This is a genomic window from Nonomuraea sp. JJY05, assembly GCF_043496855.1.
Lineage (GTDB): Bacteria > Actinomycetota > Actinomycetes > Streptosporangiales > Streptosporangiaceae > Nonomuraea.
Genome location: NZ_JBIEIS010000006.1, coordinates 354856 through 369159, shown reverse-complemented (window position 1 = coordinate 369159; position 14304 = coordinate 354856). Strand labels below are relative to the sequence as shown.

The following is a 14304-nucleotide window of genomic DNA, read 5'->3' as shown; positions in this document are numbered from 1 at the left end:
CGGGAGGTGCTGCGTGCGGGTCGAGCTGCGGCACATGGTCGCCGCCGGGCTGGGGCTCGGCGGGCCGGTCGCGTGGGGAGTCGCCTCGGGGCGGCCCGCGCTCGGCGCCCTGGCCGCCATCGGAGCCCTCGCCGTGAGCGGCCTGTCCACAGAGTCGGGCCTTCGCCGTCTCCTGGGCCACGGAGCCGCCGCGGTGGCGGGCACGGCGGTGGCAGGGCTCGCCGGGGTGGTGATCGCGGGGCGCGGGTGGCTCACCGCCGTCACCGTCGTGCTGATCGCGGGCCTGCTCGCGGTGGCCGGTGGGATCAGCCGTCCCATGGCCGAGCACACCACCCGCTTCATCGTCTTCATGGTCATCAGCACCGGCGTCGCGAAGGGCGTCGAGCCGGTCGCCGCCGCCGTGCTGTTCGCCGGAGGGGCGGTCTGGGGCCTGCTGGTCGCCGCGCTCTGCCTCCACGCCCGAAAGGGGCCCGCCGATCCGGCCGCCGCCGAGCCGGGAGACGCCGATCCGGCCGCCGCCGAGCGGGGAGATGCCGAGCGGGGAGATGCCGAGCGGGGAGATGCCGAGCGGGGAGATGCCGAGCGGGGAGATGCCGAGCGGGGAGACGTCGAGCGGGGAGATGCCGGGCCGGAAGGCGTCGCCCGTCCGGCTCCCTCGGCGGGAGCGCTGCTGCGGCGCTGGTGGAGGACGCTGGGGAGCGCGTCCGGATGGCAGTACCCCATCCGGCTGACCGCCTGCCTCGCCGCCGCCGAGGTCGCCGGGCTCCTGTGGCCGCAGCCGGCCGCGTCGTGGATCGCCGTCACCGTGGTGATCGTCGTCCGGCGCCGCCTGGACGGCGCGGTGCGGCGGTCGGTCGAGCGGGCCGCCGGCACCGCCGCCGGAGTGGCCGCCGGATCAGCCGCGCTGCTGTGGGTGCCGCCGTCGTGGCTGTTCGTGCTGCTCGTCGCCGCGCTGGCCGCGATCAGGCCGGTGCTCAAGGAGCGCAATCACACCCTGTACGCGACCGTCATGACCCCGCTCGTCCTGCTGCTCATGGAGGGCGGCGCACGTGTGCCACCCGCCACGATCGGGTACCGGGTGGCGGACACGGTCATCGGCTGCGTACTGGCCCTGGGGCTCGGGTATCTGCCCTGGGTGGTACGCCGGGAAAGGAGCGTTCGTGCCGTCGTGGGCTGAACACGCGATCTGGTGGCACGTCTACCCGCTCGGCTTCACCGGAGCCCCCGCCACCGCGGCGGAGGAAACGGCGGCCATGCCCCCGCACCGGCTGCGTCATCTCGAGTCGTGGCTGGACTACGCGGTCGAGCTGCGCTGTTCGGGCCTCCAGCTCGGCCCGATCTTCGCCGCCGAGTCCCACGGGTACGACACCGTCGACCACTTCAGAATCGACCCGCGCCTCGGCGACGATCGCGACTTCGACTCCCTCGTCGCCAAGGCGCGCGACCGCGGGCTGCGGGTCGTCCTCGACGGCGTGTTCAACCACGTGGGCCGCTCCTTCGCGGCCGGCGAGCAGTGGTTCAAGCGGGGCCCCGGCGGCTACGAGGTCTTCGAGGGCCACCACGGGCTCGTCACCCTCGACCACGCCGAACCGGCCGTGCAGCGGCACGTGGCCGGCGTGCTGGACCACTGGCTCCGCCGCGGCGCCTCGGGGTGGCGGCTCGACGCCGCCTACGCCGTACCGGCCTGGTTCTGGCGGAAAGTCCTGCCGGAGGTACGCGAACGGCACCCCGAGGCGTGGTTCGGCGGCGAGGTGATCCACGGCGACTACGCCGGTTACGTCAGGGAATCGGGGCTCGACTCAATCACCCAGTACGAGCTGTGGAAGGCCATCTGGAGCTCGCTCAACGACCGCAACCTCTTCGAGCTCGCCTGGGCCCTCGACCGCCACGACAAGCTGCTCGACGCGTTCGTGCCGCTCACCTTCGTCGGCAACCACGACGTCACCAGGCTCGCCACCCGGCTCGACGACCCTCGCCACCTGGGCCACGCGCTGGTCGTGCTGTTCACCGTCGCGGGCCTGCCCAGCGTCTACTACGGGGACGAGCAGGCGTACCAGGGGCTGAAGGAGGAACGGGCGGGCGGCGACGACGCGATCAGACCGGCGTTCCCCGCGGAGCCCGGCGGACTGGCGCCGTACGGGGCCGAGGTTTACCGGCTTCACCAGCGGCTCATCGGCTTCCGCAGGCGTCACCCGTGGCTGCATCGAGCCCGGACCGCCGCCGAACAGCTCACCAACACCGCCGTCGCGCTCCGCAGCCGCCCGCCCGCCGGCTCCGGGCGACCCCGCGAGGAGGTCGTGACGCTGCTGAACCTCGGCGACCAGCCGCACCGCTTCCTCATCGACGACGCGCGGGCCGCCTTCCAGGACGACCGTGGGGATCCCGCCCTGGTCCCGGCCCACGACTGGCGCATCGTGACTCAGATCACCAAAGAAGTAGGGAATAAGGGGAGTCAAGGGATCCGTTGAATCGGGCGTGAACGAGGCATACGCGTACGACACGAGCGCCCACCGGGACGGCTCGTGTTGTCGTATGGGGCGAATGCCGAGCTGAAGCAGAGATCCGCCCGTTCCTCCCCGAAGGTCATCATGATCGCACCTTGTTTCGTGCTGCGCAGGCTGAGCCACCTGCCCTTCCATCCCGGCACCCGCTGACGCCGGCCCCCTTTTCTTCCTTCATGTGATGTACGTTTGCGCGGCCCGCCGACGGGCCGCTCTCAGTCGTGGGGATATTCCGTGATCCAGGCTTCAGGCCTGCGCAAGCAATATGGGGACACCGTCGCGCTGGACGGCGTCGACCTGCACGTGCGCGAAGGCGAGATCTACGGCGTGCTCGGCCAGAGCGGCGCCGGCAAGAGCACGCTCCTGCGCTGCGTCAACCTGCTCGAACGGCCCACCGCCGGCACCGTCACCGTCGCGGGGCAGGACCTGACCGCGCTGCGCAGCGCCGAGCTCAACCGAGCCCGCCAGCGCATCGGCATGATCCACCAGCACTTCGCGCTGCTGAACTCCCGCACGGTCGCGGGCAACGTCGCCTTCCCCCTGGAGATCATGGGCGTCCCCAGGGCCGAGCGCGACCGCCGCGTGGCCGAGCTGCTGGAGCTCGTCGGGCTCGCGGGCCGCGGCAAGGACCGCCCGAACCAGCTCTCCGGCGGCCAGAAGCAGCGGGTCGGCATCGCCAGGGCGCTCGCGGGCAACCCGTCCGTGCTGCTGTCGGACGAGGCCACCTCCGCGCTCGACCCGGCCACCACCCAGTCGATCCTCGCGCTGCTCAAGCGGCTGAACGCCGAGCTGGGCCTGACGATCCTGCTCATCACCCACGAGATGAACGTCGTCAAGAGCGTCTGCGACTCGGTCGCCATCATGGCGAACGGGCGCATCGAGGAGTCGGGCGCCATCGCGGACCTCATCCGTACCCCCGGATCCCGCTTGACCAGGGAGATCTTCCCGCTGCCCGAGCCCGCCCCGGCCGGTTCTGTGACGCTGACGTTCACCGGCGACCCGCGGCAGCCGGTGGTGTCGGAGGTGGTCAGGAAGTTCTCCGTGGACCTGAGCATCCTGGGCGGCTCGATCGAGGACCTCGCCGGCGGCTCGGTGGGCCGCCTGCGGGTGGCGCTCGACGGCGCCGAGTCCGCCGCGGCGCTGGCGTACCTGCGTGACGCGGGCCTGATCGTAGAGGTGGAAGGCGCATGAACTGGGACGAGATCCTGCCGCTGCTCGGTCCGGCGACGCTGGAGACGGCGCAGATGGTCGGCTGGTCGACGCTGTTCACGGCGCTGCTCGGGCTGCCACTCGGCGTGGCGCTGGTGGTGTTCGACCGCAACGGGCTACGGCCGGCGCCGGCGCTCAAGTCGTCCCTCGGATTCGTGGTCAACGTCGGGCGGTCGCTGCCGTTCATCGTGCTGATGATCGCGATCATCCCGTTCACCCGGCTCGTCGTCGGCACGACCATCGGGACGGCCGCGTTCGTGGTGCCGCTCACCGTCGGCGCGGTGCCGTTCTTCGCCCGGCTCGTCGAGACCGCGCTCAGGGAGGTCGGCCCGGACGTGGTGCAGGCCGCGCAGGCCATGGGCGCGAGCCGGGCCACCATCGTGCGCAAGGTCCTGCTGCCCGAGGCGCTGCCCGGGCTGGTCGCGGGCCTGACCGTAACCGTCGTCGCGCTCATCGGCTACAGCGCCATGGCCGGCACGCTCGGCGGCGGCGGGCTGGGCGACCTGGCGGTCCGGTACGGCTACCAGCGGTTCGAGACGCTGCTGATGATCGTGACCGTCGTCCTGCTCCTCGTGATCGTGCAACTTCTGCAAAGCCTGGGCGACTGGGTCGCCCGGCGCCTTTCTTACAAATAAGGAAAAATCATGAAATTTCGTTATATAGCGGGTGCTGTTGCGCTGGCCTTGTCGCTCACCGCATGCGGAACGTCGCAGTCCGCGACGAAGGTCGCCGAGTCGGCCGACACCGTGCTGAAGGTGGGCGCGAGCCCGGTGCCGCACGCGGAGATCCTCAACTTCGTCAAGCAGAACCTGGCCCCGGCCGCCGGGCTCAAGCTCGAAGTCGTGGAGTTCACCGACTACGTGCAGCCGAACGTGCAGCTCGACGAGGGCCAGCTGAGCGCGAACTTCTTCCAGCACAAGCCGTACCTGGACGACTTCAACGCCTCCAAGGGCACCAAGCTGACGTTCGCCACGCCGGTGCACCTGGAGCCGCTGGGCCTCTACTCCAAGAAGATCACCTCCGTGTCCGCGCTGGCCGGCGGCGCCATCGTGGCCGTGCCGAACGACGCCACCAACCTGGGCCGCGCGCTCAAGCTGCTCGCCGACAACGGCCTGGTCAAGCTCAAGGACGGCGTCGGCACCGCGGCCACCGAACGCGACGTGGTGGACAACCCGAAGAAGCTGCAGTTCAAGCCGCTCGAAGCCGCTCAGCTCCCGCGCTCGCTCGAGGACGTGGACGCCGCCGTCATCAACGGCAACTACGCCATCGAGGCGGGGCTCAAGCCCGCTTCGCAGGCGCTGGTGCTGGAGAAGACCGAAGGCAACCCGTACGTGAACGGCCTCGTCGTCAAGGCCGGCCACGAGAAGGACGCCAACATCGTCACGCTCGGCAAGCTCCTGCAGGACCAGAAGGTCAAGGACTTCATCAAGCAGAAGTACGAGGGCTCCGTCATCCCCGCCGAGTGAGCTCGGAGGGCGGCGGGGCATCGTCTCGCCGCCCGCCAGGGTGCTGGCGTGGGGCCGGGGGACCGAATAGTGTTCGGTCATGTATCCGGGAGCCATCGCAGCAGTCACCCCAGACAAGCCCGCTGTGATCATGGCGGGCTCCGGACGGATCATCACCTACCGCGAGCTGGACGAAGAGTCGAACCGGCTGGCCCACCTCCTTCGCGCCGCCGGGCTGCGCCCCGGTGACCACATCGCCTTCATGATCGCCAACCACCCGCTCTTCCTGGCCGTCGCCTGGGCCGCGCAGCGCTCTGGGCTGTACTACACGCCGATCAGCTCCCGCCTGCAGACCGACGAACTGGCCTACATCGTCAACAACTGCGGCGCCCGGGCCTTCATCTCCAGCGCAGACCTGGCCGCGGTCGCCACCTCCATCACCGCCGCCACGCCCAAGGTCGAGGTGCGGCTCATGCTGGACGGCACGGCCGAGGGCTTCGAGCCGTACGAGGAGGCGGTCGCCCCACAGCCGGCCACCCCGATCGACGACGAATGCATGGGCGTGGACATGCTCTACTCCTCGGGCACCACGGGACGGCCGAAAGGCGTCAAGATCCCGTCGGCGCACGGCCCGCTCACCGAGCCGGGCACGCTGCTCCAGCTCATCCAGGCGCTGTTCGCGCCGTCGGCGGACAGCGTCTACCTCTCGCCGGCCCCGCTGTACCACGCCGCCCCGCTGCGCTACAGCCTGACGTTCCAGCGGCTCGGGGCCACGGTGGTGGTGATGGAGCGCTTCGACCCCGAGCAGTTCCTGGCGCTGGTGGAGCGGTACGGGGTGACGCACGCGCAGCTCGTGCCCACGATGTTCATCAAGATGCTCAAGCTGCCCAAGGAAACTCGGACAAAATACGATATTTCCTCGCTAAAGTTTGCGATCCACGCCGCCGCCCCCTGCCCCGTTCCCGTCAAGGAGCAGATGATCGACTGGTGGGGCCCGATCATCCACGAGTACTACGCGGGCACCGAGGGCAACGGCTTCCTCTACGTCAACTCCCAGGACTGGCTCCGGCACAAGGGCACGGTCGGCCGCTCCCTGCTCGGCATCGTGCACGTCTGCGACGAGGACGGCAACGACCTGACCCCGGGCGAGCACGGCACGGTCTACTTCGAGAAAGGCGGCCGGTTCGAGTATCACGGCGACCCGGACAAGACCCGCTCCGCGGAAGACCCCCGGGGCAGGGGCTGGACCACGCTCGGCGACATCGGCCGCCTGGACGCCGACGGCTTCCTCTACCTCACCGACCGCCGCTCGTACATGATCATCTCCGGCGGCGTGAACATCTACCCGCAGGAGGCCGAGAACGTCCTGTCGGTGCATCCGAAGGTGGCCGACGTGGCGGTGTTCGGGGTGCCGGACGAGGAGATGGGCGAGCAGGTCAAGGCCGTGGTGGAGCCGGTCTCCATGGCCGAGGCGGGCCCGGGGCTGGAGGCGGAGCTGATCGCCTACTGCCGCGAGCGGCTGGCACACTACAAGTGCCCGAAGTCGGTGGACTTCCGCGAGCAGCTGCCCCGCCACCCGACGGGCAAGCTCTACAAGCGCCTGCTCAGAGACGAGTACTGGCCGGCTTCCGGGTAAATTTTCCGCATTTTCTCCAGGCGGTCGCCGGCGGTCCCACCTTGGCTGATAAGGCCTCCGTTCGGCCTTCTCATAAAGCTCTGATCAGCCGCTTAACGTGCGCTTACGCGTCTCTTGGCACCCTTGAGTCATCGGTACTCGAGGGAGATGACAGATGAACGCGAACGAGCCTCACGAGCAGGGGACCGGTGGGTGGAGCCAGTTCGGCAGCACCCCGCCGGCCGCCGGGGGCTTTCCCCGGCGAGACACACAGATCATGCAGCAGCCGGCCCCGCCTTCCTCGCCACCGAAGAAGCTCGGCTTCGCCGCAGGCCGCAAGGCCGTCGCCGGGCTCGCCCTGGCGGCCACCGCCATCGGCGGCGGCGTCGTGGGAGCCGTCGTCACCAACGCGTTCCAGCCGACGCAGCTGGCCAGCAGCGCCACGCCGAGCCCCGTGTTCAAGTCGGCCTCCAACCAGCTCACCGTCGCGCAGGTGGCCGCCAAGGTGCAGCCGACCGTCGTGATGATCCAGGGTCAGAGCGGTGAGGGCTCCGGCGTCGTGCTGTCGGAGGACGGGCTCATCCTCACCAACAACCACGTGGTCGTGGGCGCCGGCCAGGGCGGCGGGCAGATGACCGTCAAGTTCAACGACGGCAAGACCGCCAAGGCCAGCGTCGTCGGCACCGACCCCTCCACGGACCTGGCCGTCATCAGGGCGGAAGGCGTGTCGGGGCTGACCAAGGCCACGCTCGGCGACAGCGACATCGTCAAGGTCGGCGACCCCGTACTGGCCATCGGAAGCCCGCTCGGCCTCGACGGATCCGTCACGGCAGGCATCGTCAGCGCGCTCGACCGCACGCTCACCGTCGGCGGCGAGCAGCGCCAGCAGATCCCGCCCGGCTGGGGCTGGGGCCAGCAGCAGGACCAGGGAAGCGGGACCACCACGATCGGCGGCGCGATCCAGACCGACGCCTCCATCAATCCCGGCAACTCCGGCGGCGCGCTGGTGAACGCCGCGGGCGAGCTGATCGGCATCAACACCGCGATCGCCTCGGACGCCGCGGGCGGCGGCGTCGGCTTCGCCATCCCGGTCAACACCGCCAAGCAGGTCTCCGAGCAGCTCATCAGCAACGGCAAGGTCAGCCACGCGTTCCTCGGCGTGAGCGTCACCGACGCGACCGGCGACGTGCCCGGAGCCCTCGTCAGGCAGGTCACCGACGGGAGCCCGGCGGCCAAGGCGGGACTGCAACAGGGCGACCTGATCACGAAGATCGGTGACAAGGCGGTTGACGGGGGAGATACTGTAGTTGGGCAGGTCAGAGGTTTTAAACCGGGCCAACAGGTCAAGATCACATACGTGAGGGACGGCAAGACGTCCGACGTCACCGTGACCCTCCAAGAGAAGAAGTAAACAAGGACCCCCTCCCGGACGGGTGTGCCGTTGAGATCGCTGCGGACTCGGCGGCACACCCCCCATTTCAGGAGAAGCGTCTGCCCTCGTCGCGGCGGTAGGCCCAGCCCGCGGCGAGGGCGAGGACGACCGTCCAGACGGCCAGCATGACGACGGCGACCACGTTCGGGGTGCGGTCCGCGGTCACCGCCCAGAGCAGCTCCGCCGCTCCCCGGGCCGGCGTGTACGGCGAGACGGTCTCGATGAAGCCGGGCAGGACCTGCGGCGGCAGCAGCAGCCCGCCCAGCACCGCCAGCGGGAAGAATAGGATCTGCGACACCGCGATCGCGCCCTTCGAGCTCAGCAGGAAGCCGATGAGCAGGGCGAGCAGCATGAACGGGATCCCGCTGACGACCAGCACGGCCAGCCCGAGCAGCAGTTTCCCCGGCGTGATGGTGGCCTCCGTGAAGAACGCCGCCACCAGCAGCACGGGGATCACCGAGACCAGCATGACGGCCACCGTCGTCAGGATCCGCCCGGCGAAGCGGGGGAACGGGCCCGCCGGGAGCGTGCGCAGGTAGGGGTTCCAGGGCTGCTCGCGGTCCTGGGCGACGGTGATGCTGAGCCCGATCAGGGCCCCCGACATGGCCCCGAAGAACATCAGCGAGGCCGTCGCCATCGTGGCCCCCCGCGGATCCTGTCCCGCGAACGGCACCACGAACGCCAGCATCGACACGGCCGGGAAGAACGCGCTCGCCAGGAGGCTGATCGGCACCCGGAGCTGCTCCAGCACGAGGTAGCGGGTGTGCGCGAGGACCAGGCTAGACATGGGCCGTCTCCTTCGAGGTGATGGTGAGGAAGGCCTCCTCCAGGGTGGTCGGCCTGATCTCGAGGCCGGAGAACGGCGTGCCGCTGCGCACCAGTTCGACGACCAGCCGGTCGGGGTCGGTGGTCATCAGGTGGGTCCGGCCGTCCTCGTGTTCGGTGCCGATCACGCCGGGCAGCTCGGGCAGGTTCTCGGCGACGAGCGAGACACGCCGCACGCCCACCATGTCGCGCACGGCCCGCACCGTGTCGTCGGCCAGCACGCTTCCGTGGCCCACCACCACGACCCGCTTGGCCAGGGCCTCGATCTCCTCCAGGTAGTGGCTGGTCAGCAGGACGGTGCCGCCGCCCTCGTGGAAGGATCTGATGCCCTCCCACAGCGAGCGCCTCGCCTCGACGTCCAGGCCCGTCGTGGGCTCGTCCAGGAAGACCAGCCGCGGCTCGCCCGCGAAGGCCAGCGCCACGGCCAGCCGCCGCTTCTGCCCGCCGGACAGGCCGCCGACCTGACGCTTGACCAGGTCGTCGAGGCCGAAGCGCGCCAGCAGCTCCCCTTTATCCACTTTTTTCGGGAAATGTGAGGAGACGAAGTCGACGATCTCGCCGACGCGTAACGACTCCGGCAGCCCGGTCTCCTGTGGCGTCACGCCGATGCCGCGGCGCATGACCGGGTCCTGCGGGGAGCCGCCGAGCAGCTCGACCGTGCCGGAGGTGGGGCGGCGCAGCCCCACGAACAGGTTGATCAGGGTGGACTTGCCCGCGCCGTTCGGGCCGAGCAGGCCGACGAGCTCGCCCGCCCGGATGTCGAGCGAGACGCGGTCGAGTGCCAGCACGTCGCCGTAGCGGCGGGTGGCCTCGATCGCTCTGGCGAGGATGGTCATGGCATCACTCCAGCGTTGTCCCAGCGTTGTCCAGCAAGGCGCGGATCGCCTTGGTGTAGTCGTCGAAGGCCAGCCGCCCCCGTTTGGTGAGCGCCACGAACGTGACCGGCGTGCGCCCCTTGTGCGTCTTGATGATCTGGACGTATCCGGCGTCCTCCAGCTTGCTGAGGTGCACCGACAGGTTGCCCGCGGTCATGCCCAGCAGGTCCTTCAGCGCGGGGAAGGCCATTTCGTTCCCTTCGCCGAGCACGTTCAGGGCGGCGACCACCCGGAGCCTGGCCTGCGCGTGGATCACCGGGTCGAGCTCCGGCGGCGCGTTGTCCGCGCTCACCGGCAGCGCCTGAGCCACAGGCCCGCGACGATGAAGCCGCCTCCCAGCAGCACCGCCGTCAGCAGCGCGTGCCAGCCGGCGCCGAGCAGCACGCCCACGGCGTCGACGCCCGCGACCCACGCCCCGATGAAGAACATCGGCCAGTTGAGCCAGATCGCGCCGCCGGCCATGTGCATGACCGCGACGATCATGAGCGACGCGCCTCCCCAGACGAGGCCGCTCTCGCTGGGTGGCAGGAGGTCGCTCACCCTGGTGGCGATGACGACCACGAGCATCATCCCGGCGAACCACGCGTACCCGTACATCGTGCCCCTGGCCGTGTGGTCGCCGCGGATGCCCTTGTTCATCCGGACGATCCCGAACGCGGCCACCGCCCCGGCCACGATCTGCGCGCCCATCAGCACGGCCAGCGCCTGCATCTGGGAGATCGGCGCGTAAGGGCGGCCGTCGAGGCCGTAGTGCAGGAAGAACGCGGTGAAGCCGAGCAGCCAGGCGACGCCCCAGGGGGCGTAGAGCAGGACCGGGTCGCCGTGCAGCCATCTCGCGGTGGCGACGCGCTGCTCCTCGATGAGGCGCAGCATCTCTTCGGGGCTCGTCACCTGCTCGTCGTCGCTCGTCATCGTAAACTCCTCGATCCTTCAAACTGGTTTGTACTCTAAACCAGATTGCCGCGCCAACTCAATCCCCTTGTGCGCCAGGGGGCTCAGCGCCTGGTCAGGACCTCGGACTCCCACAGATCGCGGTAGTAGCCGGGCACGGAGACGAGCTCGTCATGCCGTCCGCGCTGGATGACCCGGCCCTCTTCGAGCACGACGACCTCGTCCACGCTCTCCAGCCCCTTGAGCCGGTGCGTGACGAGGAGCGTGGTGCGGTCGCGGGTGACGTCGAGCAGGTCGCCCATCAGCCGGTCGGCCGTCTCCTCGTCGAGCGCCTCGGCGGGCTCGTCGAGCAGCAGCACCGGCGGGTCGTACAGCAGGGCCCTGGCCAGGGCCAGACGCTGCAGCTGCCCGCCGGACACGGTCCTGCCGTCCTCGCCCAGCTCAGCGTCCCACCCGGTCCGCTCGACCCAGCCGTCGAGCCTGGCGTCGCGTACGGCCCGCTCGAGCTCCTCCTGGTCGGCCTCCGGGCCCGCGAGGCGCAGGTTGTCCTTCAGGCTGGCGCGGAAGATGTACGGGTCCTGGGTGAGGCCGGTCATGAGCGTCCGCACGTCGTCGCCGGCGAGGTCGCGTACGTCCACGCCGTTGACGCGGATGCTGCCCGACTCCGGCTCGACCAGGCGCATCAGGGCGGCCAGCAGCGTGCTCTTCCCCGCGCCGCTGGGGCCCACGATCGCCACCCGCCTGCCGGGCGTGAGCGTCAGCGACACCCCGTCGAGGGCGGCCCGCGTGCTCGCGTCCGTCGTCGCGGTGGGGTGGCGGACCACCAGGTCGTCGATCTCCACGGTCAGCGGGGCCTCGGGCCGGGGCGCGGGCCGGGCGGGCTCCGCGACGGCCGGGGTGGCGGAGCGGACCTCGCGCAGGCGGCGCAGCGCCGCCGTGATCCCGGCGAGGCGCTCGCCCGCCGCCGCCAGCGGCAGCACCGGCTCGAACGCCACCAGGGCGGTCAGCGCGAGCACGGCGGTCGCGACCGAGCCGGCGCCCGAGCCCTGCGCGAGCAGGACGACGGCCGCCACCGTCAGGCCCTGTACGAGGGTGCCCCCGGCCAGGGCGGCGGCGTGGACGCGGGCCTGGCGGCGTTCGAGGGCGGACAGGGACTCGTCGGCGGCCAGCGCCTTGGTCAGGGCCTCCTCGTCGGCGCCGTAGGCGGCCAGGTCGGCGGAGCCGTGCACCAGGTCGGCCACCCGGCCCGCCAGCGCCGCCCTGGCCGGGGCGATCCTGGCCGACCACCGGCGGGCCGCGGCGGCCGTGCCGGCGGGCAGCGCCACCCCGGCCAGCACGAGCCCGGCCACCAGCACGAGCGCCGTCACCGGCAGGACGGTCAGCCCGATGACGACGGCCGCGAGCCCCGCCAGCGCCGCCGCCGTGGCGGGGAGCAGGCAGCGCACGAGCAGGTCCTGAACGGCCTCGGTGTCGTCGACCATGCGGCTGAGCAGGTCGGCGCCGCCGTGGCGGGGCTGCTGGGGCGGGATGAGGGCCCGGTAGAGCTGCTCGCGGGTGCCCGCCTGGGCGCGCAGCGCGACGTCGTGGCCGGTGAGGCGTTCGGCATAGCGGAAGACGCCCTTGCTCGTGGCGAACGCCCTGGTGGCCACGATGGCCACGCTCAGGGCGGCCAGCCCCGGCTGCTGCGCGGCCCTGGTGATCAGCCACGCGGCGGCGGCGATGAGCCCGAGCCCCGCCAGGTCCGCCGCCGCGCCCGCCAGCACGGCCCAGACGAGCCGCGTCCCCATGCGCCGGTTCACCGCCCGCTCCCTTCGCCCCGCCGCACCGCGGGCTCGGCCTTGTGGTGCATGCGGGTGGTGTCGGAGACGACGCGGCCCTCGTGCACGCGGATGACGCGGTCGGCGAGGTCGATCATGGCCGGCCGGTGCGCGACGATGACAGCCGTGCGGTCCTGGGCCAGGTCCGCGGTGGCCGCCACCACGGCCGCCTCGCTGCGCCCGTCCAGGCGGGCCGTGGGCTCGTCGAGCAGCAGCATCGAGGCCGCGGGCCGGCAGAAGGCCCGCGCCAGCGCGATCCGCTGCCGCTGGCCGGCGGACAGGTTGGCGCCGCGCTCGCCCACCACCGTGTCGAATCCCTGCGGCAACGCCTCCACGAAGTCGGCGTGCGCCGCGGCCGCGGCCCTGCGGACCTCCTCCATGGAGGCCGCGGGAGCCCCGAGCCGGATGTTGCCGGCCACGGAGGTGGCGAACAGGTGGGGCCGCTGCGCCACGAAGGCCAGCCGCGCCCGCCAGTTCCCCAGGTCGAGCTCGCGCAGGTCGGTGCCGTCGACGAGCACCCGGCCCTGCGACGGCTGGACGAACCCGAGGACGAGATGGAGCAGGGTGCTCTTGCCCCCGCCGCTCTCGCCGACGAGCGCCACGCGTTCCCCCGGGCCGATCGTGAGCGAGACGTCCTCCAGGGCCGCGACGTCACGGCCGGGGTAGCGCACGGTCACGTTCTCCAGGCGGATCTCCGGCGCCCCGGACGGCGGCGCCCCCTGAGCCCCATGAACCGGCCCGCGCACCGGCTCGGGCTCGTCCGCGCCGTCCAGCACGGCGAAGGCCGCGTCGGCCGCCGCCACTCCCTCCATCGAGGCGTGGAAGCGCGTCCCCATCGCCCGCAGCGGCAGGTACGCCTCCGGCGCCAGCAGCAGCACCAGCAGTGCCGTCGTCAGGTCCAGCGAGCCCCCGAGCAGCCGCAGCCCGATCGGCACCGCCACCAGCGCCAGCGACAGCGACGCGCACAGCTCCAGCACCAGCGACGACAGGAACGCCACCCGCAACGTCCGCATCGTCGCGCTCCGGTGCGCGTCCGCGACCTGCTGGATGACGCCCGCCTGGTAGCGGGCCCGGCCGAAGGCGCGCAGGGTGGGCAGCCCGCGCACGACGTCGAGGAAGTGGCCGCCGAGCCGCGACAGGGCCAGGAACTGGCGCTCGGTGACGGCCTTGGTGGTCATGCCCACCAGGGCGCCGAAGACGGGGATCAGGGGCAGCGTGACCAGGACGATGAGCGCGCTCGCCAGGTCGGCGGCGAACAGCCGTACCAGCACCGCGAGCGGCACCACCCCGGCCACCGCGATCGACGGCAGGTAGCCGGTCAGGTACGCGTCGAGCCCGTCGAGGCCGCGCCCCGCGAGCGTGACCAGCTCGCCCGAGCGGTGCCGGGTGATCCGCCCGGGGCCCAGGTCGCGCAGCCGGGCCAGCAGCCGGTGGCGCAGCGCCGACTTCACGCCGGTGGCGGTGCGCCCGGCGAAGACGCCCTGCGTCCAGGCCAGCAGCGCCCGCACGCCCACCACCGCCACCAGCCCCGCCAGGGCGACGGCGGTGAACCTGCCGGACAGCACCCCGGCCAGCAACTCGGCCTGCACCAGTACGAGCAGCCCCGCCAGCACCGCCGCGACCATGGTCACGGCCAGGTGGAGGCGGACCGACCGCTCGGCCCGCATGAGCCGTAGGAGATCCTTGTGCACGAG

General features: G+C 71.4%; 13 protein-coding genes. 7 read left to right on the top strand and 6 right to left on the bottom strand.

Annotated features, from left to right (window positions below; all coding sequences use genetic code 11):
- Positions 1–13: 13 nt before the first annotated feature.
- The 7 genes from ACFKCF_RS11305 (at position 14) to ACFKCF_RS11275 (ending at position 8181) form a co-directional block, all read left to right on the top strand.
- Positions 14–1177: an FUSC family protein gene (locus ACFKCF_RS11305; protein ID WP_394492935.1), complete on the top strand. Its 1164-nt coding sequence runs from the start codon at positions 14–16 to the stop codon at positions 1175–1177.
- Complete coding sequence (locus ACFKCF_RS11300) at positions 1161–2468, top strand: alpha-amylase family protein (RefSeq protein WP_394492934.1); 1308 nt, start codon at positions 1161–1163, stop codon at positions 2466–2468. The genes ACFKCF_RS11305 and ACFKCF_RS11300 overlap by 17 nt, the downstream gene beginning before the upstream one ends.
- A 267-nt stretch (positions 2469–2735) precedes the next feature.
- Positions 2736–3692, top strand: a complete 957-nt coding sequence (locus ACFKCF_RS11295; protein WP_394492933.1) for a methionine ABC transporter ATP-binding protein — start codon at positions 2736–2738, stop codon at positions 3690–3692.
- Positions 3689–4345 carry a methionine ABC transporter permease gene (locus ACFKCF_RS11290; RefSeq protein WP_394492932.1) on the top strand — a complete coding sequence of 219 codons (657 nt, stop codon included), beginning with the start codon at positions 3689–3691 and terminating at the stop codon, positions 4343–4345. Before ACFKCF_RS11295 ends, ACFKCF_RS11290 begins: the two co-directional genes overlap by 4 nt.
- A 9-nt stretch (positions 4346–4354) precedes the next feature.
- Entirely contained in the window at positions 4355–5176 is an 822-nt protein-coding gene (locus tag ACFKCF_RS11285; protein WP_394492931.1) for a MetQ/NlpA family ABC transporter substrate-binding protein, read from the top strand.
- A 79-nt stretch (positions 5177–5255) separates the two neighbouring features.
- A complete protein-coding gene (locus ACFKCF_RS11280; RefSeq protein WP_394492930.1) occupies positions 5256–6791 on the top strand; it encodes an AMP-binding protein in 1536 nt (511 codons plus the stop codon).
- A 154-nt stretch (positions 6792–6945) separates the two neighbouring features.
- Complete coding sequence (locus ACFKCF_RS11275; protein ID WP_394492929.1) at positions 6946–8181, top strand: S1C family serine protease; 1236 nt, start codon at positions 6946–6948, stop codon at positions 8179–8181.
- A gap of 67 nt (positions 8182–8248) precedes the next feature.
- On the opposite strand, the gene ACFKCF_RS11270 is transcribed toward ACFKCF_RS11275, so the two are convergent.
- The 6 genes from ACFKCF_RS11270 to cydD all read right to left on the bottom strand — a co-directional run bounded on the left by ACFKCF_RS11270 (position 8249) and on the right by cydD (position 14301).
- Positions 8249–8989: an ABC transporter permease gene (locus ACFKCF_RS11270; protein ID WP_394492928.1), complete on the bottom strand. Its 741-nt coding sequence runs from the start codon at positions 8987–8989 to the stop codon at positions 8249–8251.
- A complete protein-coding gene (locus ACFKCF_RS11265; protein ID WP_394492927.1) occupies positions 8982–9863 on the bottom strand; it encodes an ABC transporter ATP-binding protein in 882 nt (293 codons plus the stop codon). The genes ACFKCF_RS11270 and ACFKCF_RS11265 overlap by 8 nt, the downstream gene beginning before the upstream one ends.
- 4 nt (positions 9864–9867) lie before the next feature.
- Positions 9868–10194, bottom strand: coding sequence for a transcriptional regulator (locus ACFKCF_RS11260; RefSeq protein WP_394492926.1), 327 nt, complete (start codon positions 10192–10194; stop codon positions 9868–9870).
- On the bottom strand, positions 10191–10814 hold the full coding sequence (locus ACFKCF_RS11255) for a hypothetical protein (protein ID WP_394492925.1): 624 nt from the start codon (positions 10812–10814) through the stop codon (positions 10191–10193). The genes ACFKCF_RS11260 and ACFKCF_RS11255 overlap by 4 nt, the downstream gene beginning before the upstream one ends.
- An 83-nt stretch (positions 10815–10897) precedes the next feature.
- On the bottom strand, positions 10898–12592 hold the full coding sequence (gene cydC / locus ACFKCF_RS11250; protein ID WP_394492924.1) for a thiol reductant ABC exporter subunit CydC: 1695 nt from the start codon (positions 12590–12592) through the stop codon (positions 10898–10900).
- Complete coding sequence (gene cydD, locus ACFKCF_RS11245; protein ID WP_394492923.1) at positions 12589–14301, bottom strand: thiol reductant ABC exporter subunit CydD; 1713 nt, start codon at positions 14299–14301, stop codon at positions 12589–12591. The genes cydC and cydD overlap by 4 nt, the downstream gene beginning before the upstream one ends.
- Positions 14302–14304 lie beyond the last annotated feature (3 nt).

What these genes read in the sequence shown, in the direction of transcription:
- ACFKCF_RS11270 (WP_394492928.1), bottom strand. Translation starts at nt 8,989, where the DNA reads ATGTCTAGCCTGGTCCTCGCGCACACCCGCTACCTCGTGCTGGAGCAG.
- ACFKCF_RS11285 (WP_394492931.1), top strand. Translation starts at nt 4,355, where the DNA reads ATGAAATTTCGTTATATAGCGGGTGCTGTTGCGCTGGCCTTGTCGCTC.
- ACFKCF_RS11290 (WP_394492932.1), top strand. Translation starts at nt 3,689, where the DNA reads ATGAACTGGGACGAGATCCTGCCGCTGCTCGGTCCGGCGACGCTGGAG.
- ACFKCF_RS11255 (WP_394492925.1), bottom strand. Translation starts at nt 10,814, where the DNA reads ATGACGAGCGACGACGAGCAGGTGACGAGCCCCGAAGAGATGCTGCGC.
- ACFKCF_RS11265 (WP_394492927.1), bottom strand. Translation starts at nt 9,863, where the DNA reads ATGACCATCCTCGCCAGAGCGATCGAGGCCACCCGCCGCTACGGCGAC.
- ACFKCF_RS11275 (WP_394492929.1), top strand. Translation starts at nt 6,946, where the DNA reads ATGAACGCGAACGAGCCTCACGAGCAGGGGACCGGTGGGTGGAGCCAG.
- ACFKCF_RS11280 (WP_394492930.1), top strand. Translation starts at nt 5,256, where the DNA reads ATGTATCCGGGAGCCATCGCAGCAGTCACCCCAGACAAGCCCGCTGTG.